Origin of the sequence: Nonomuraea sp. NPDC026600 (assembly GCF_040638335.1) — a bacterium.
Taxonomy (GTDB): domain Bacteria; phylum Actinomycetota; class Actinomycetes; order Streptosporangiales; family Streptosporangiaceae; genus Nonomuraea.
Map to the genome: position 1 here is coordinate 91,276 of NZ_JBEZYD010000027.1, position 16,091 is coordinate 107,366.

Here is a 16,091-nt window from a genome sequence, read left to right on the forward strand (position 1 = left end):
TGACTTCTCACTTCACAGGCAGCGCCTGATCTGATCGCGCGCCCGCGCGTCGTCCCCGCGCCCGGTGGTGCCCCGCATCACCGCCGCACGCGAAATCCTGTGCTGCCCGACGGTCCGGCGATCGCCTGACCGCCTCTTTCCGCGTGCTCATCGAGGCTCTCCGCCCGAGGCCGGTACGGCGTGCCGTGCGCCCCCGCATGGCCAACCCCGTGACTTTCACTTCTGGAGAGCAAGCAGAGCATGCCCCAAGACTTCAATCAGCCGATCATCGACGAGTTCCGCGCCAACCAGGGACAGGTCGCCATGTTCGACGGCGCCCGGTTGCTCCTTCTGACGACCACCGGCGCCCGGTCCGGCGCCGGCCACACCACCCCTGTCGGCTACCTGCCGGACGGCGGCCGGATGCTGATCATCGCCTCCGCCGGCGGGGCGCCCAGGCACCCGGCCTGGTACCACAACCTGCTCGCCGAGCCGAGGGTGCAGGTGGAGGACGGCGTCTTCACCTACCAGGCGGAGGCGGTCGTCCTGAAAGGCGAGGAGCGCGACAGCGCCTTCGCCCGTGCGGTCGAGACGGATCCGGGCTGGGCCGCCTACCAGGCGAAGACGAGCCGGGTCATCCCCGTGGTCGCGCTGACCCCGCTCGGCGGCGGTCCGAACGCCGGCCGAGGGGGTGACATGCTGGTCGCGGTCCACGACGCGTTCCGCCGGGAGCTGCGGCTGATCCGCAAGGAGGTAGCCGCGTCCGGGACCGGCGGGCTGGGCGTGCAGTTGCGCGTCAACTGCCTGACCCTGTGCCAGGGCCTCCATCACCATCACACCATCGAGGACGCGCGGATGTTCCCCGGGGTCGAAGGGCGGTATCCGGAGCTCGGCCAGGTCATGGAACGGCTGCGTGCGGAGCACGAGACCGTCGCCCGGCTCCTCGACGAGCTCCAGCGGCTACTCGCGGACGGCGAGCCGGACGTGGCCGCCGACCGGGTGCTCGCGGAGGTGGAACGGCTCACGACCGAGCTGGAGGCGCACCTCGACTACGAGGAGCAATACCTCGTCCCGATCCTCAACGCCTTCTAAACTCTGACCTCTTCCGGCGTGGGTCGTACTGCTTTGGGCCGTCGCTCCGTGGATACCACGAGGGCGACGCCCAGCAGGATCACCACCCCGCCCAGCAAGATCTGCGAGGTCACGTGCTCGTTCACGACGAGCGCGCCGAGGAGCACCGCCACAGCGGGGTTCACGTACGCGTAGGTCGACACCAGCGAGATCGGCGCGTTGGCGAGCAGCCAGGTGAAGGCGGTGAAACCGACCAGCGACCCGATCAGGATCAGGTAGGCCAGCGCGGCCAGTGACCGACCGGAGACGGCCGTGACGTCGAGCCGTTCGCCCACCGACATCCCCGTGACGGCCAGCCCGGCCCCGCCGACCAGCATCTCGACCGTGCTGGCCGCGAACGGGTTGGCCGGCATCGGGATCCGTGCCGACAGGAACGACCCGATCGACCACGACAGCGACGCCACCAGGACCACCACGATGCCGGTGGTGCTCGCCGGCCCGCCGCCGCCGTTCAGTGACAGGGCCGCCACGCCGCCGAACCCGACCAGCACGCCGGCCAGCGTCAGCACCTTCGGACGGTCCCTGACCACGAACCGGAACACCACCAGCCAGAGCGGCACGGAGGCGACGAGCAGCGCGGCCAGCCCGCTGGACACGTGCTGTTCCGCAATGGCCAGCATGCCGTTGCCGGTGGTCAGGAGCAGCAGCCCCACCAGCGCGGCGCCGCCGAACTCGGAGCGGGTCATCCGGAACGGAGCCCGGCCCTTGCGGGCGATCAGGATCCCGCCGAGGATCAGCGCCGCCGTCACGAACCGCAGTGATCCGCTGAGCATCGGCGGTACGGTCTCGACGGTGATCTTGATGCCGAGGTACGTCGATCCCCACACCACGTAGACGATGACCAGTGCGCCCCAGACGAGGAGCGGCGAGCGGTGGTCAGGGGTGTTCGATGCCATAGCTCCTGACAATAGCGGTCGCTCCCGACAAAACGCCTGCGGGTATCGGACCTCGCTAGGGGGTGGCGGAATGTTAACGATAGTGGGCTTTCACGCCACTATCTAGCCTTCTGGCCGCCTGGCAACATCTGTCGCATCAGCCCACCCAAGAGGGGAAATATCGCGAAATGTCAGGAACCGCAGCAGCCGTGGCCCACTTCTCCGCCCGCCTGGCCTTCGAGACCGACGTCTCCGACGTGGCCGCCGACCTGACGGCCCAGGCCGTCGTCGTGATCGACTCCCGCAGCCGGGAGAGCTGGGACCAGGGCCACATCCAGGGCGCCGTCCATCTCCCCACCGCCGAGATCGCCACCCGCGCGCCCGCGACGATCCCCAGGGACGCGACAGTGGTGACGTACTGCTGGGGCCCCGGCTGCAACGGCGCCACCCGAGCGGCGCTGGAATTCGCCAGGCTCGGCTACCGGGTCAAGGAAATGCTGGGCGGCTTCGAGTATTGGACCAGGGAAGGCTTTCCGGTGGAGACCGCGTCAGGCGTCACCCGCCACCGCGTGGACCCGCTCACCGCCCCGGGGGAGGGCATCGCCTGTGGCTGCTGAACGAGGAAATGTTGGTGCCCCCGTCCGAATCCCGTCGATCGGGGGCGTCGCAATACATACCCCCTTCGATCGCGGTCAATCCCAAGTTCACCCGCGTCAAAAACGCCGGATACAACGGGTCGAGGGCCCGCCGCCCCAGGAAAGGGGAAGGGGGGACGGCGGACCCGTATCAGGGGGCGGTCAGCGAGGCCCGAGCTTCTCCACGATGAGGCGGTAAAGCTGGCGCGGCCGGCCCGGTTGAGGCGTACGGTTGGGCGGCAGCGGCCACGCGAGTCCCTCGTCGACCAACGTGCGCAGCAATCGCCTAGCCGTACGCGGCGTCACCCCGAGCATCTTTCCCGCGCCCTCCGCGTCCACCACGGTGTCGCCACCCTCCAGCTTGGCGGCCAGCCGGGCCAGTACCTCCACGCCCTTGGGTTTGAGCGCGGTGGAGCCCTGAGGCGGCATCCGCGGCGCCGGGATGAGGGCTCTGCCCTCGCGGTCCACGGCGAAGCCCTGGGCCTGTTTACCCGCCTGCGTACGCGCCAGCGCGGCCCGTGCGTGCGACTCCGCGTCGTGGGTGGTGCGTCCCATGCCCACACCGACCTCGACCGCCAGACCCAGCTCGTCGCGGATCCTGGCGGCGAACGGCAACACCCTGAACCCGTCGGTCGCGGCGGCGATCGAGCCCCTGGTCGCGGTGACCAGATAGCTGTGATCGTCGATCGGCCAGACGGTGGCGTTGATGCGGTTCGCCTCCTGGACGAGCAGCCGGTGCAGCGAGAGCCGGAGCTCGTCGCGCCAGTAACGTGGCGCGGCGCGGCGTACCGGCTCGCGTAGCGTCGGCACCTCGACCAGCACCACGGTGAGCTGTGACTCCTCCAGGCGGTGGTGTGCACCGAGCAGCGCCGCGGTGTGCAGCGCGGTGCGCACGGCCGCTGAGGTCGGCCTGATCCTGATGGCCGGGACGCCGGACGCCTGAAGGCGTTCGGCGACCGCCGGCAGGCACGTGAGCGCGCCGGTGGTGGATCCCTGCCGGGCCAGGCGTTCGTGGTAGGCCGCGATCGTGCCGGTGGCGCCCGGCTCGTCGCGGCTGTGTACTTCCGTTGCGGCTATCCCGAGGTCTGTGTACGCCTCTTCGACGTCTGCCCTGGCGACCACGTCGATGCTCACCCGCTGCGGGTCGATGCGCGGATCCAGCGCCGCCTTGGCCAGCGCGGCGACCAGCGCCGCCCCGCCGAGCTGCACGTAGGTCGCGGGCATCGTCAGCACACCTGAGCGCCTGGCCAGGTCGTAGGGGACCGGGCTGGCGAAAAGGCATGCGTCCACGCCGGGACCGAGCCGCGTCACTTTGTCTGGCGCCTCCTGCTCATCGCGGTAGGCGGCCGCCACAAGGCGGCACGGAAGTGGCGCAGCAGCGTGTCCCATCAGCATGACCCGCTCGACCAGATCGTGGGGTCCGACCACACCAATGGTGAGGTCCGGTGTCATGGCACCCGGGCGTGACACTCGGGGAGTTTCTTCGGCCCTCTCGACCAATGTTCGTCCCATCCTGCTGTCTGTTGCAGTGCTCTCTTTTGGAACGATCGCTCGCGGGGACCATAATGTCACGCCCGACTTTTCCGGAAAGCCGTTCTGCTTGACTGGCTGAGAAGGTATATCAGCAGCTCAACGAGGTATTCCTAACGTTTTTTAACGTTCGGAAATCTCTTGTGTAATGTCCGCCCCGAGTGCCCGCATTCGCTCGGCGAGATGCGCGTGCCCGCGGTCGATGAGGTAACCGGACTCGATGACGGTCTCGCCTTCGGCGGCCAGTCCGGCGAGCACCAGCGCGATACCGGAACGCAGGTCGTGCGCCGTGACCCGGGTGCCCTTCAGCGGGGTCGCGCCCCTGACGATGGCCCTGCTGCCTTCGACCTCCACGTCGGCGCCCATCTTGTTCAGCTCGCCGGCCAGCGCGAAGCGGCCGTCGAAGATGCGCTCGTGGATGTAGCTGGTGCCGTCGGCCAGGGCGGCGACCGTCATCATCGGCGACTGGAGGTCGGTGGCGAAGCCCGGGTAGGTGTCGGTGATGATGTTGATCGGCCGCAGCGGCCGCTCGCACCGCACGTGCAGGACCGCGCCGGGCCGGGCGAAGTCGACGCCCATCTGCTCCAGCTTGTAGCGGACCACGCCCAGGTCGAGGCCGGTGCCGACGAGGCTGAGGTCGCCGCCGGTGATCGCCGCGCCCATCGCGAACACGCCGGCGTCGAGCCGGTCGGGCATCACGGTGTGCTCGACGGCGTGCAGCTCGTCGACGCCCTCGACGGTGATGAAACCGGTGCCGCCGCCGCTGATGCGCGCGCCCATCTTGGTGAGCATGTCGATGACGTCGAGCACCTCGGGCTCCAGCGCCGCGTTCTCGATGACGGTGATGCCCTTGGCCAGAGAGGCGGCCATGATGAGGTTCTCGGTGCCGGTGTGCGAGGGGGTGTCGAGGTAGAGGGTCGCGCCGGTCAGGCCGGACGCCTTGACGTGGATGACCGTCTCGCCCTCGTCGACGACCGCGCCCAGCCGCTTGTAGCCGAGGTAGTGGAAGTCGAGGTTGCGGCTGCCGAGATTGCAGCCGCCGACCCCTTCCACGATCGCCTCGCCCAGCCGATGCAGCAGGGCGGGAGTGAACAGGACCGAGCCGCGGAAGCGCCTGGCGATGTCGGCGGGCAGCACCGCGCTGGTCAGCCGGGAGGCGTCGATCACCAGCGTGCGCTCGGCCTCGTGCAGCTCGACGTAGGCACCGACGGACTCCGCCAGCTCCACCGCCCGCCGCACATCCTCGATGATCGGCACATTGCGCAGGACGGTGCGGCCATTGGCGGCCAGCAGAGCCGCACCGATCATGGGCAGCACGGCGTTCTTCGCGCCCTGGATGAAGGCGGTTCCACGCAGTGGGTTGCCACCGCGCACGCGGTAACGGACCATTCGTGCGGCTCCTCGGAGGTCTCGGTCTTGCTAGACCGGCCAAGAGTAGCCGCTAACCACGCTTGCCCCTGCCGAATCATCCGCTAAAGGGGGCTCCGGTGATGCGCTCGTAAGCTTCCAGATAACGCTGTCTGGTCTGCTCTACCACCTTATCCGGAAGGTGAGGTGGGGGAGTTCCGGAGTCTTTGTCCCATCCCGATTCGGGCGAGAGCAACCAATCCCTAACATATTGCTTATCAAAGGACGGTTGTGTGCGTCCGGGTTGCCACGCGTCAGCGGGCCAGAATCGTGACGAGTCGGGCGTGAGTACCTCATCCCCCAGCGTGAGCACGCCATCGGCGTCGCGACCCAGTTCGATCTTGGTGTCGGCCAGGATGATGCCCCGCTCGCGGGCGATCTCGGCGCCGCGGGTGTAGACGGCGAGCGTGATCTGGCGCAGTGCCTCGGCCGTCTCCGCGCCCACGTCGCCGACGACCCGCTCGAAGGAGATCGCCTCGTCGTGCTGCCCGACCGGGGCCTTCGTCGAGGGCGTGAAGATCGGCTCGGGCAGCCGGGACCCGTCTTCGAGGCCCGGTGGCAGCCGTACCCCCGAGACCGCCCCGTCGCGCCGGTAGTCGATCAGGCCCGAGCCGGTCAGGTAGCCGCGCGCCACGCACTCGACGGGCACCATCGACAGCGGCCTGCACAGCATGCTGCGGGAGTCGGGCCCCGGCCCCGCGATGTGGTTGGGCACCACGTCGGAGAGCCGGTCGAACCACCACAGTGACATCTGCGTGAGGATGGCCCCCTTGTCGGGGATCTCAGGCTCCAGCATGTGGTCGAAGGCCGATATCCGGTCGGAGGCGACCATCAGCAGGAGTCCGTTGTCGGTCTGGTAGAGGTCGCGTATCTTGCCGGAGTGCAGGTGCTTCATCGGGCGATGTCCATCCTGTGGTGCGAGCCGCGTAGCCGTACCCGAGAGACCAGCTCGTAGGCGTTCCGGCGGGCCGTCTCCTGGTCGGGGCCGGTGCCGACCACGTTGAGCACCCGCCCGCCGTCGGAGAGCACCTTGCCGTCGGCCAGCCTCGTGCCGGCGTGGAGGACGTAGGCGCCGGCGGTGGGCTCGAGCCCCTCGATGACGTCGCCCTTCACCGGGGTGTCCGGGTAGTTCTCGGCGGCGACGACCACGGCGACCGCCGAGCCCCCGCGGAACACCGGCGCCGGATGCTCACTCAGCCGCCCGGTGGCGCACGCCGTCAGCAACCCGGCCAGCGGCGTCTCCAGGCGGTCGAGCACCACCTGGGTCTCCGGATCGCCGAAGCGCGCGTTGAACTCGATCACCTTCGGCCCCTTCGCGGTCAAGGCCAGGCCCACGTACAGCACGCCCTGGAACGGGCAGCCGCGCCGGGCCAGCTCGTCGATCGTGGGCTGGACGACCTCGCGCATCACCTGCTCGGTGAGCCCGTCCGGCGCCCAGGTGAGCGGCGTGTAGGCGCCCATGCCGCCGGTGTTGGGCCCTTCGTCGCCGTCGTAGGCCCGCTTGAAGTCCTGGGCGGGCTGCAGCGGCACGGCCGTCGTGCCGTCGCAGAGCGCGAACAGCGAGACCTCGGGTCCGTCGAGGAACTCCTCGATCACCACCCGCTCGCACGCCGCCGCGTGCGCGAGCGCCTGCTCTCGGTCACCGGTGACGACCACGCCCTTGCCCGCGGCCAGCCCGTCGTCCTTGACCACGTACGGGGCGCCGAACTCGTCGAGGGCCTGGGCCGCCTCCTCGGGCGTGACGCAGGCCCGCGCCTTGGCCGTGGGGACGTCGGCCGCCGTCATGACCTCCTTGGCGAACGCCTTGGAGCCCTCGATCATCGCGGCCTCGCCCGAGGGCCCGAAGCAGGCGATGCCTGCGGCGCGCACCGCGTCGGCCACGCCCGCCACCAACGGCGCCTCGGGGCCCACCACGACCAGATCGGCGGCGAGCCGCACGGCCAGCTCGGTCACCTGCCCGGGGTCGGTGGCCGTGACCGGATGTGTGGTCGAGATCTCCTCCATGCCCGCGTTGCCGGGGGCGCTGTGGAGCTCGGTGACCTGGGGATCGAGCATGAATGAGCGGCACAGGGCGTGTTCACGCCCGCCGGATCCGATGACTAGAACGCGCACCGCCCCATTGTGGCAGGGACGGCCGGACGGCTTCCCGTCGCACCCGCGACAGACCGGCCCGGGCACTCGAAATGTGGGAATAGCCGGGAATCTTTGTGGAGTTCTACCTGATCTGACGGCGGGCCAGAGAGTATCGTCGGTCTGGTCCATCCGCCTGTGGTAACTTGGGGCGGCTTTGTGGCATCTCTTGTGATTGGAGGTGGTCCGGGATGAAACCTGGTGATCCCAGCAGTACGTGCTCACCCACGTACACCCTGTATGCCCCCGACCACTCCAATCCGGCAGCCTGATCGTGCCTCCACGCTTTTTCCTTGATTGAGGTGACTTTTCGTCGCGCGTGGAGCGTGCCAGGTCGGGCGGAAAGGGACTGCCATGCGCTCGTCCACGATTTTCCGTCGCACCACCCGTCACCCCGTACAGCAGCCGCACGTCTCGCGCCAGCTCACCAAGCCGGTACGTGAGAGCTGCGTGCCTCCCATTGACTCCATCGTCGAGTTCGGCGCCTACATCAAGGGCAAGAAGGTCGACGCCGCGGGCATCGAGGAGTCGCTCGACCTGGTTCGCGAGCACAACAGCCACTCCGACGGCGCCAAGGCGTTCGTCTGGGTCGGCCTGCACGAGCCCGCCGCCCCCGAGGTCGAGTGGCTGGCCGGCGTGTTCGGCCTGCACCCGCTGTCCGTCGAGGACGCGGTCAAAGCCCACCAGCGCCCCAAGGTCGAGCGCTACGGCGACTCCCTGTTCATGGTGCTCAAGTCCATCGCCTACCTGGACCACGACGAGCTGACCGCCACCAGCGAGATCATCGCCACGGGCGAGATCATGGTGTTCCTCGGCGTCGACTTCGTGGTGACCGTACGACATGGCCGGCACTGCCCGCTCACCGAGGTGCGCGAGCGGCTCGAAGACAAGCCCAAGCTGATGGACCGCGGTCCGGCGGGCGTGCTGCACGCCATCGCCGACCACGTCGTCGACCGCTACCTCCAGGTCGCCGACCTCATGCAGCTCGAGCTCGAAGAGGTCGAGGCGACCGTCTTCGCCGACGTCAGCTCCCGCGACATCAACCGCATCTACCAGCTCAAGCGGGAGATGCTGGAGCTGAAGCGGGCGGTCACGCCGCTCCAGGCCCCGCTGGCCGCGCTGCCGCAGCGCCGGGTGATCCCGTCGGAGATGCGCGAATACTTCCGCGACGTCGGCGACCACCTCTCCCGCGTGTGCGAGCAGGTCGAGTCGTCGAACGAGCTGTGCAGCTCGATCCTGCAGGCGGCGCTGGCCCGCTCGAACGCGCTGGCCAACGAGGACATGCGCAAGATCTCGTCCTGGGTGGCCATCATGGCCGTGCCCACGATGATCGCCGGGATCTACGGCATGAACTTCGACTTCATGCCGGAGACCAACCAGGTATGGGGTTATCCGGCCGTGCTCGCCGTGATGATCACGACCTGCGTCCTGCTGCACCGCGGCTTCCGCCGCAACGGCTGGCTCTAGACGGTCAGCCGGCCCCGACGGGCTCCAGACGCCCGGCAGGTCCTCAGACCCCCACGGGCCGCCTGAGCGGTCCGACGGGGTCGGGCAGGCTCAGCCCGCGCTCCCGCCACAGCTCGCGCATCCGATCGGGGTAGTCGGTGACGATCCCCGACACCCCGAGATCCAGCATCCGGGTCGCCAGCGCCTTGTCGTTGACGGTCCAGACCGCGACGTCCATCTCGGCCGCGGCCACCTGGGCCATCAGGTCCTCGTCGACCATCACGTGCTCGGGCGACAGCGTCGTGGCCCCCGCCTCGCGGGCGGCGGCCGGGATGTCGTCGCCCAGCGGGCCGTTCCAGTGCAGGGTGTCGAGCTCGATCAGCGCGAAGCGCCGCGTGCCCGGCGCCAGCCTGGCCGCGTGGCCGATGATCCGCCAGTCGAAGCTGAGTATCGCCGCGTTGTCCAGCCTGCCGTGCCGGTCGAACTCCTCGAGCACCATCTCGGTGAACAGCTCGGGGTCGGCCGTCAGCTCCGGCCTGGTCGGGTCGGACTTGAGCTCGACGTGCAGCCGCACGTCCTCGGCCTCGTAGGCGTTGACCAGGCCGAGCACCGCGCCCAGCGTGGGCATCCGGGTCTCGGGCATCGCCCGCTGCGTCAGCGCGAACGGATCGTCGGCGTGCCGGGGCAGCCGCACGCCCACGTCGAGCATGCGGAGCTGGGCCAGCCCGAGCGAGTTGATCGGCTTGCCGACATAGGGGAAGTGGGGGTCGTCCTTCGCGATCGGCCGCGTGTCGGCACTGGTCACGGCCGAGACCGTGAGGTCGTGGGTCAACACCAGGCGCCGATCGGCGGTGAGCGCGACGTCGAACTCGAGCGCGTGCACCCCGAGCTCCATCGTGCGGCTCAGCCCGGGAAGCGTGTTCTCGGGCCAGAGGCCCCTCGCTCCCCGATGACCGTGAATCTCAACGCGCACACCGGGGACACTACCGTGCCGCGTGCCGCGGTCACGACGTGCCACGCCGCGCCCTTTTTGGGGCGCCTACGGCTATTCCTGGTCAAACGTCCACACATAGACCATCTGGTCCGGCTCGGGTACTCCGCCCGCTTTGTCGTACGTGGCCTGGGCCGCCGTGTTGTCCTCGCCCGTGGCCGTCCACATGCCGTAGCAGCCGCGTTCGCGGGCGAGTCGTTCCAGGGCCGAGACCAGCGACCTGGCGATGCCTTGGCCGCGGAAACGCTCGTCCACGCCGAGCTCGTAGAGGAACATCTCGGTCCCCTTGTCGGGGTGGGTGGTCTCGACCCCGGTGATCATCCCGGCCGGGGTCTCGTCCACATACGCGATGAGCAGGTGGTGCCCCTCATCCGCGAGGAACCTCGCCGTGGCCGCCGGCCGGGGAGCGGCGTCGAAGAGGTGGCCGGCCGCCTCGACGGCCTCGGGACGGGTGGCACGACGGATGTCCATGTCCGGAGCGTAAGCGCAGGTCGCCGCGCCACGCACGCCATTTATTAGGTCGATAAATGCGACTCTGTGGCAATAAGCTGGCGCTCATGATGGAGGCACTCGAAACGGTCCGGCCGGAAATCGTCCGGGCCTGGGTCGACGGCTGGGTGGTCTCGCGCAACGCCCCGCTGCCCGTACGGGAGCCGTGGGGCCTGCGAGTGGACGTCGGCCGGCCCGGCCACGTCACCCGCCACGTACTGCCCGCGCCCACCCCCGGCGACCTGCGGCTGCTGGCCGAGACGATCAGCACGCCGGGCACCTGGCTCAAGGTCTGCGCCCCCGCTGAGGCGGTCGTCCCCTGGCTCACGCCGGCGTGGTCGATCGACGAGCCGGAGTTCATGATGACGGGGCCGCTGTCGCGGGGCCGGGCCACGGCTCCGGACGGCTACACGCTGGCCGTCACCACCCGGTCGGACGTGACCGTGGCCCGCCTGCTCACGGCGGCGGGCGAGATCGCGGCCCGGGGGCAGATCGCCGTCACGGGCCGTACCGCGGTCGTGGACCAGGTCGAGACCGCGCCGGAGCACCGGCGTCGCGGTCTGGGCCGCGTGGTCATGACGGCCCTGGCCGACATCGCCGCCTCCCGCGGCGCCAGGACGGGCATCCTGGTGGCCACGCCCGCCGGTCAGGCCCTCTACCGGACCATCGGCTGGACGACCCGCACACCGATGACCGCCGCCGTCCTGGCGGCTTCCTGACGGCCTGGGGGCGTTCTGACGGTCGGGGATACAGCCGCTTCCTGACGCCCGGGGTACGGCCGGCGACGCGGTGCCGGCCGTACCCGTGAAACCGGGAGGGTCAGACGAGAGAGCGGATCACCAGCGTCTGGTCGCGGCCGGGGCCGACACCGATCGCGGAGATCGGCGCGCCGCTCATCTCCTCCAGCGCCCGCACGTACGACTGCGCGTTGGGCGGCAGGTCGTCGAAGGTCTTGGCGCCGGTGATGTCCTCCTGCCAGCCGGGGAGCTCCTCGTAGATCGGCTTGGCGTGGTGGAAGTCCGTCTGCGTCATCGGGATCTCGTCGCACCGCGTGCCGTCGACGTCGTAGGCCACGCACACCGGGATCCGCTCCAGCCCGGACAGCACGTCCAGCTTGGTGAGGAAGAAGTCGGTGACCCCGTTGATCCGGGTCGCGTAGCGGGCGATGACCGCGTCGAACCAGCCACAGCGCCGGTTGCGGCCGGTCGTCACGCCGTACTCGCCGCCGGTCTGGCGCAGCCACTCGCCCATCTCGTCCTCGAGCTCCGTGGGGAACGGGCCCGAGCCGACGCGGGTGGTGTACGCCTTGAGGATGCCGATCACCTTCGTGAGCCGCATCGGCGGGATGCCGGACCCGGCGCAGGCGCCCCCGGCGGTCGGCGAGGAGGAGGTGACGAACGGGTAGGTGCCGTGGTCGATGTCGAGCAGTGTGCCCTGACCACCCTCCAGCAGCACGAACTTGCCCTCGTCCAGCGCCCGGCTCAGCACCAGCGAGGTGTCGGCGATGTGCGGCTTGAGGCGTTCGGCGTAGCCCAGGTACTCCTCCACGACGGCCTCGGCCTCGATGCCGCGCCGGTTGTAGACCTTGGTGAGCACCTGGTTCTTCTCGGTCAGCGCGACCTCGATCTTCTTGGCCAGAATGCCGGGGTCGAGCAGGTCCTGGACCCGTACGCCCATCCGGTAGATCTTGTCGCCGTAGGCGGGTCCGATGCCCCGGCCGGTCGTGCCGATCTTGGCCTTGCCCAGGTAGCGCTCGGTGACCTTGTCGAGTGCTTTGTGGTGGGGCATGATCAGGTGCGCGTCGGCGGAGATCAGCAGGCGCTCGGCGGAGATGCCGCGCGCGGCCAGCCCGTCGATCTCGCTGAGCAGCACTCCGGGGTCGATGACGACGCCGTTGCCGATCACTGGCACCACGTGCGGTGACAGGATTCCGGTGGGCAAGAGGTGCAGGGCGTATTTCTGGTCGCCGATGACAACGGTGTGACCCGCGTTGTTGCCACCCTGATAGCGGACGACGTAATCGACGTCGCCACCGAGCAGGTCGGTGGCCTTGCCCTTGCCCTCATCGCCCCACTGGGCACCAACGAGAACGACAGCCGGCATGGTTCAGTCTCCTGAGCACAAAACGAAACCCCTGGCGCAAGTGCGACAGGGGCTCTTGCGTAGAGAGACTACCCGAGTCTGCCTATTCGTCCCAAGTGTTAGTTCTTGCTCAGTGCGTCGTAGGCCGCCTCACTGCTGTCCCTGAGGAACTGCATGCACCGCTCGGCCTCGTCCTTCTCGCCGATCGCCTGAGCTGCTCTGGCGAGCGAGTAGAGGCAGCGCAGGAAGCCGCGGTTCGGCGCGTGCTCCCAAGGGATGGGACCGTGCCCCTTCCAGCCGCTACGGCGGAGCTGGTCGAGCCCGCGGTGATAGCCGGTGCGCGCGAAAGCGTAGGAGGTGACGGCGTGGCCCTGCGCGAAGTACTCCTCCGCGAGCGTGGCCCAGGCCCCCGGATAGGCGGGGAAACGGGCTGCCACGTCGGCGGCCTTGGCGCCGGCTTCCAGCGCCTCCCTGGCCTCGGGCAGGTCCGGCAGTTGAGTCGGGGGCGGCCCGGCGAGAAGGTTATCCATAGGACAAGTCATACCCGCCGAGCCGCCGACGTGGCTAGGAGATCTTGGTGCCGGCTGATTTGAGGTGCTCACACGCCTCGACGATGCGGGCCGCCATCCCGGCCTCGGCCGACTTGCCGTAGGCGCGCGGGTCGTACGCCTTCTTGCTGCCGACGTCGCCGTCGACCTTGAGCACGCCGTCGTAGTTGCGGAACATGTGGTCGGCGATCGGCCTGGTGAAGGCGTATTGGGTGTCGGTGTCGACATTCATCTTGACCACGCCGTAGGAGATCGCCTCGTGGATTTCCTCCATCGCCGATCCGGAACCGCCGTGGAAGACCAGGTCGAACGGTTTGTCCTTGCCGTACTTGCCGCCGACGGCGTCCTGGATATCCTTCAGCACGCTGGGCCGCAGCTTGACGTGGCCCGGCTTGTAGACGCCGTGCACGTTGCCGAACGTGGCGGCCAGCAGGAAGCGGCCCTTCTCGCCGAGTCCCACGGCCTCGGCCGTGGCCAGCGCGTCCTCGGGCGTGGTGTAGAGCTTCTCGTTCATCTCGCCGACGACGCCGTCCTCCTCGCCGCCGACCACGCCGATCTCCATCTCCATGATGATGTTGGCGCGGTGGCACTTGTCGAGGAGCTCCTTGGCGATCTCCAGGTTCTCCTCCAGGGGTACGGCCGAGCCGTCCCACATGTGCGACTGGAAGAGCGGGTCGAGCCCCTTGGCCACGCGCTCCAGCGAGATGTCGATCAACGGCCGCATGAAGCCGTCGAGCTTGTCCTTGGGGCAGTGGTCGGTGTGCAGCGCGACCGTCACCGGATATTTGGCGGCGACCACCCTGGCGTACTCGGCCAGCGCCGTCGCGCCTATCACCATGTCCTTGACCGTGGCGCCGGACAGGAACTCCGCGCCGCCGGTCGACACCTGGACGATGCCATCGCTCCCGGCTTCGGCGAACCCGCGCAGCGCGGCGTTGAGCGTCTGGGAAGAGGTCACGTTGATCGCCGGGTAGGCGAATCCGCCCGCCTTCGCGCGGTCGAGCATCTCGGCATAGACCTCTGGGGTTGCTATAGGCATGCTTCATCTCCCTGAGAAGTACGGTTTCGCGCAGCCCAGTATCCCGGTCCGCTACCCCGCGTGGTAGAGACAACGCGCGGCGGCCAAGGGCGTTCATGCCGGGTAGGCTCGCCTCGTGGACTGGCTTTCCAACCTCCTGGACCCGACGTGGTGGCTGACGATACTCGGCGCCTTCGCGACCGTCGGCGTTCTGGCGATCATCTTCGCCGAGACGGGCCTGCTCGTCGGGTTCTTCCTGCCCGGTGACTCGCTGCTCGTCGCCGCGGGCATCTTCAGCTCCGCCGCCGCGGCGAAGGGGATCGGCATCGAGCCGCTGTCCTTCCCCGTGCTGCTGATCGCCACACCGCTGTGCGCGGTGGCGGGCGCCCAGCTCGGGCACCTCATAGGGGCCAAGGTGGGCAGGAGGTTGTTCGACAAGCCGGACTCGCGGCTGTTCAAGAGAGAGTATGTGGAGAAGGCCGAGCACTTCTTCGTGAAGTTCGGCCCGGCCAAGGCGGTGATCATCGCCCGCTTCGTGCCGATCGTCCGCACGTTCATGAACCCGGTCGCCGGCGTCCTGGAGATGCCGGCCCGTACGTTCTTCCTGTGGAACGCCGTCGGCGGCGTGGTGTGGGTCGAGAGCATGCTGCTGATCGGCCACTTCCTCGGCGGCCAGGTCGACCCCGCCAAGATCGACAAGTACATCCTGCCCGGCGTCTTCCTCATCGTGTTCATCTCGGTGATCCCGATCATCGTCGAGGTGATCAAGACCCGCAGGGCCGCCAAGCAGGTGCCGGAGCCCAACGGTAAGCACCACCGCGTGGGTTGATTCCTGCCGGTGAGCAGCAATGATCGAGATCGTCCCCGCCTACGAGTACGCTCCCCCTTGTGGGACGCCACAGGTCAGCTCCGATGGGCCTCGCCCGCCTCGCGCTCGCCGTCCTGGCGGCGGTGGCCGTGGTGACGCTCCTGGTCATCGGCGGTCGCGCGCTGCTCACCTCGCTCGACACGCGACAGCAGCAGCCCGAGCGCGCGAACGTCGCCGCCCAGCCCCAGGCCAGCGCCCAGGTGCCGACTGTCCGCATCGAGTGCGTGGCCGACACCTGCCCCCTCGTCACAGTGCGCGTACCGGGCGGCGATGTGCTGCAATATCGCGACATGGGCAGGGGCGAGGAGGTCAGCTACTTCGAGCCCGAACTCGACGTGGTGCTCACCGACGCGGCCACGGTCCAGGTGACCGAGAACGGCAAGGCCCGCGCGCGGGGCAAGGCCGGCGCGCGGGAGGCGTTCACAGTCCGAGGTCCTGGAGCGTGAACGCGGAGCGGTAGTCGAGCCCCTCCTCGGCCATCCGGGGCGCCGCGCCCCGCTCGACGATCGTGGCCACCGCGACCACCTCGGCGCCCGCCTCGCGCAGCGCTTCGACGGCCGTCAACGGGGAGGCGCCGGTCGTGGAGGTGTCCTCGACGGCGAGCACCCGGCGGCCCTTGACCTCCGGACCCTCGATCCTGCGCTGCATGCCGTGCGCCTTCTGCGCCTTGCGCACCACGAACGCGTCGAGCAGCCGCCCCTGCGCCGCGGCCGCGTGCATCATCGCGCTCGCCACAGGGTCGGCGCCCAGCGTCAGCCCGCCCACGGCGTCGAACTCCAAATCCTTGGTCAGGTCGAGCATCACCCTGCCGACCAGAGGCGCGGCCACGCCGTCGAGCGTGATCCGGCGCAGGTCGAGGTAGAAGTCGGCCTCCTGACCCGAGGAGAGCACGACCTTGCCGTGCACGACGGCCTTCTTCTTGATCTCGGCCAGCAGGTTGTCGCGATCTGTCATGGCACCAA

17 protein-coding genes are annotated in these 16,091 nt (G+C 69.0%); 6 read left to right on the forward strand and 11 right to left on the reverse strand.

Annotated elements, in window-relative coordinates; translation table 11 throughout:
• Positions 1 to 240 precede the first annotated feature (240 nt).
• Positions 241 to 1,071: a nitroreductase/quinone reductase family protein gene (locus tag AB0F17_RS44015; RefSeq protein ID WP_358035974.1), complete on the forward strand. Its 831-nt coding sequence runs from the start codon at positions 241 to 243 to the stop codon at positions 1,069 to 1,071.
• Here AB0F17_RS44015 and AB0F17_RS44020 read toward each other — a convergent pair.
• Positions 1,068 to 2,006 carry an EamA family transporter gene (locus AB0F17_RS44020; RefSeq protein ID WP_358035975.1) on the reverse strand — a complete coding sequence of 313 codons (939 nt, stop codon included), beginning with the start codon at positions 2,004 to 2,006 and terminating at the stop codon, positions 1,068 to 1,070. The two genes, AB0F17_RS44015 and AB0F17_RS44020, sit on opposite strands and share 4 nt — an antisense overlap.
• Positions 2,007 to 2,173: 167 nt before the next feature.
• Here AB0F17_RS44020 and AB0F17_RS44025 point away from each other — a divergent pair, with 167 nt between their 5' ends.
• Positions 2,174 to 2,602 (forward strand): rhodanese-like domain-containing protein, encoded by a 429-nt coding sequence (locus AB0F17_RS44025; RefSeq protein WP_358035977.1) that lies wholly within the window; start codon positions 2,174 to 2,176, stop codon positions 2,600 to 2,602.
• Between the two features lie 180 nt (positions 2,603 to 2,782).
• Here the strand turns inward: AB0F17_RS44025 and AB0F17_RS44030 are convergent, their stop codons facing one another.
• The 4 genes from AB0F17_RS44030 to purD form a co-directional block, all read right to left on the reverse strand.
• Complete coding sequence (locus AB0F17_RS44030; RefSeq protein ID WP_214634856.1) at positions 2,783 to 4,072, reverse strand: GTP cyclohydrolase IIa; 1,290 nt, start codon at positions 4,070 to 4,072, stop codon at positions 2,783 to 2,785.
• A gap of 201 nt (positions 4,073 to 4,273) precedes the next feature.
• Positions 4,274 to 5,539: a UDP-N-acetylglucosamine 1-carboxyvinyltransferase gene (gene murA / locus AB0F17_RS44035; RefSeq protein WP_358035979.1), complete on the reverse strand. Its 1,266-nt coding sequence runs from the start codon at positions 5,537 to 5,539 to the stop codon at positions 4,274 to 4,276.
• A gap of 76 nt (positions 5,540 to 5,615) precedes the next feature.
• Positions 5,616 to 6,452: a phosphoribosylaminoimidazolesuccinocarboxamide synthase gene (locus tag AB0F17_RS44040; protein ID WP_358035981.1), complete on the reverse strand. Its 837-nt coding sequence runs from the start codon at positions 6,450 to 6,452 to the stop codon at positions 5,616 to 5,618.
• Positions 6,449 to 7,669, reverse strand: a complete 1,221-nt coding sequence (purD, locus tag AB0F17_RS44045) for a phosphoribosylamine--glycine ligase (protein ID WP_358035983.1) — start codon at positions 7,667 to 7,669, stop codon at positions 6,449 to 6,451. The genes AB0F17_RS44040 and purD overlap by 4 nt, the downstream gene beginning before the upstream one ends.
• A 372-nt stretch (positions 7,670 to 8,041) precedes the next feature.
• Here purD and corA point away from each other — a divergent pair, with 372 nt between their 5' ends.
• Positions 8,042 to 9,154 (forward strand): magnesium/cobalt transporter CorA, encoded by a 1,113-nt coding sequence (gene corA, locus AB0F17_RS44050; protein ID WP_358035985.1) that lies wholly within the window; start codon positions 8,042 to 8,044, stop codon positions 9,152 to 9,154.
• Positions 9,155 to 9,197: 43 nt separating this feature from the next.
• Here corA and AB0F17_RS44055 read toward each other — a convergent pair whose 3' ends face one another.
• Together AB0F17_RS44055 and AB0F17_RS44060 are read right to left on the reverse strand one after the other, a co-directional pair.
• Positions 9,198 to 10,106: a glycerophosphodiester phosphodiesterase family protein gene (locus tag AB0F17_RS44055; protein ID WP_358035987.1), complete on the reverse strand. Its 909-nt coding sequence runs from the start codon at positions 10,104 to 10,106 to the stop codon at positions 9,198 to 9,200.
• Between the two features lie 72 nt (positions 10,107 to 10,178).
• Positions 10,179 to 10,595, reverse strand: a complete 417-nt coding sequence (locus tag AB0F17_RS44060) for a GNAT family N-acetyltransferase (RefSeq protein ID WP_358035989.1) — start codon at positions 10,593 to 10,595, stop codon at positions 10,179 to 10,181.
• Between the two features lie 86 nt (positions 10,596 to 10,681).
• Here AB0F17_RS44060 and AB0F17_RS44065 point away from each other — a divergent pair, with 86 nt between their 5' ends.
• Positions 10,682 to 11,332 carry a GNAT family N-acetyltransferase gene (locus AB0F17_RS44065; protein ID WP_358035991.1) on the forward strand — a complete coding sequence of 217 codons (651 nt, stop codon included), beginning with the start codon at positions 10,682 to 10,684 and terminating at the stop codon, positions 11,330 to 11,332.
• Between the two features lie 100 nt (positions 11,333 to 11,432).
• Here AB0F17_RS44065 and AB0F17_RS44070 read toward each other — a convergent pair whose 3' ends face one another.
• From AB0F17_RS44070 to fbaA, 3 genes are all read right to left on the reverse strand, one after another.
• Positions 11,433 to 12,716 (reverse strand): adenylosuccinate synthase, encoded by a 1,284-nt coding sequence (locus tag AB0F17_RS44070; protein ID WP_358035993.1) that lies wholly within the window; start codon positions 12,714 to 12,716, stop codon positions 11,433 to 11,435.
• Between the two features lie 98 nt (positions 12,717 to 12,814).
• Complete coding sequence (locus AB0F17_RS44075; protein ID WP_358035995.1) at positions 12,815 to 13,225, reverse strand: DUF3151 domain-containing protein; 411 nt, start codon at positions 13,223 to 13,225, stop codon at positions 12,815 to 12,817.
• A gap of 34 nt (positions 13,226 to 13,259) precedes the next feature.
• Complete coding sequence (gene fbaA / locus AB0F17_RS44080; protein ID WP_358035997.1) at positions 13,260 to 14,282, reverse strand: class II fructose-bisphosphate aldolase; 1,023 nt, start codon at positions 14,280 to 14,282, stop codon at positions 13,260 to 13,262.
• Between the two features lie 115 nt (positions 14,283 to 14,397).
• On the opposite strand from fbaA, the gene AB0F17_RS44085 reads away from it, so the two are divergent.
• Both AB0F17_RS44085 and AB0F17_RS44090 read left to right on the forward strand, forming a co-directional pair.
• Positions 14,398 to 15,090: a VTT domain-containing protein gene (locus AB0F17_RS44085; RefSeq protein WP_358035999.1), complete on the forward strand. Its 693-nt coding sequence runs from the start codon at positions 14,398 to 14,400 to the stop codon at positions 15,088 to 15,090.
• 83 nt (positions 15,091 to 15,173) lie between these two features.
• Positions 15,174 to 15,575 (forward strand): hypothetical protein, encoded by a 402-nt coding sequence (locus AB0F17_RS44090; protein ID WP_358036001.1) that lies wholly within the window; start codon positions 15,174 to 15,176, stop codon positions 15,573 to 15,575.
• Here the strand turns inward: AB0F17_RS44090 and pyrE are convergent.
• A complete protein-coding gene (pyrE, locus tag AB0F17_RS44095; protein WP_214634845.1) occupies positions 15,550 to 16,083 on the reverse strand; it encodes an orotate phosphoribosyltransferase in 534 nt (177 codons plus the stop codon). The two genes, AB0F17_RS44090 and pyrE, sit on opposite strands and share 26 nt — an antisense overlap.
• Between the last annotated feature and the right edge of the window lie 8 nt (positions 16,084 to 16,091).

What these genes read in the sequence shown, in the direction of transcription:
- AB0F17_RS44015 (WP_358035974.1), top strand. Translation starts at nt 241, where the DNA reads ATGCCCCAAGACTTCAATCAGCCGATCATCGACGAGTTCCGCGCCAAC.
- AB0F17_RS44020 (WP_358035975.1), bottom strand. Translation starts at nt 2,006, where the DNA reads ATGGCATCGAACACCCCTGACCACCGCTCGCCGCTCCTCGTCTGGGGC.
- AB0F17_RS44025 (WP_358035977.1), top strand. Translation starts at nt 2,174, where the DNA reads ATGTCAGGAACCGCAGCAGCCGTGGCCCACTTCTCCGCCCGCCTGGCC.
- AB0F17_RS44030 (WP_214634856.1), bottom strand. Translation starts at nt 4,072, where the DNA reads ATGACACCGGACCTCACCATTGGTGTGGTCGGACCCCACGATCTGGTC.
- murA (WP_358035979.1), bottom strand. Translation starts at nt 5,539, where the DNA reads ATGGTCCGTTACCGCGTGCGCGGTGGCAACCCACTGCGTGGAACCGCC.
- AB0F17_RS44040 (WP_358035981.1), bottom strand. Translation starts at nt 6,452, where the DNA reads ATGAAGCACCTGCACTCCGGCAAGATACGCGACCTCTACCAGACCGAC.
- corA (WP_358035985.1), top strand. Translation starts at nt 8,042, where the DNA reads ATGCGCTCGTCCACGATTTTCCGTCGCACCACCCGTCACCCCGTACAG.
- AB0F17_RS44060 (WP_358035989.1), bottom strand. Translation starts at nt 10,595, where the DNA reads ATGGACATCCGTCGTGCCACCCGTCCCGAGGCCGTCGAGGCGGCCGGC.
- AB0F17_RS44065 (WP_358035991.1), top strand. Translation starts at nt 10,682, where the DNA reads ATGATGGAGGCACTCGAAACGGTCCGGCCGGAAATCGTCCGGGCCTGG.
- AB0F17_RS44070 (WP_358035993.1), bottom strand. Translation starts at nt 12,716, where the DNA reads ATGCCGGCTGTCGTTCTCGTTGGTGCCCAGTGGGGCGATGAGGGCAAG.
- AB0F17_RS44075 (WP_358035995.1), bottom strand. Translation starts at nt 13,225, where the DNA reads ATGGATAACCTTCTCGCCGGGCCGCCCCCGACTCAACTGCCGGACCTG.
- fbaA (WP_358035997.1), bottom strand. Translation starts at nt 14,282, where the DNA reads ATGCCTATAGCAACCCCAGAGGTCTATGCCGAGATGCTCGACCGCGCG.
- AB0F17_RS44090 (WP_358036001.1), top strand. Translation starts at nt 15,174, where the DNA reads ATGGGCCTCGCCCGCCTCGCGCTCGCCGTCCTGGCGGCGGTGGCCGTG.
- pyrE (WP_214634845.1), bottom strand. Translation starts at nt 16,083, where the DNA reads ATGACAGATCGCGACAACCTGCTGGCCGAGATCAAGAAGAAGGCCGTC.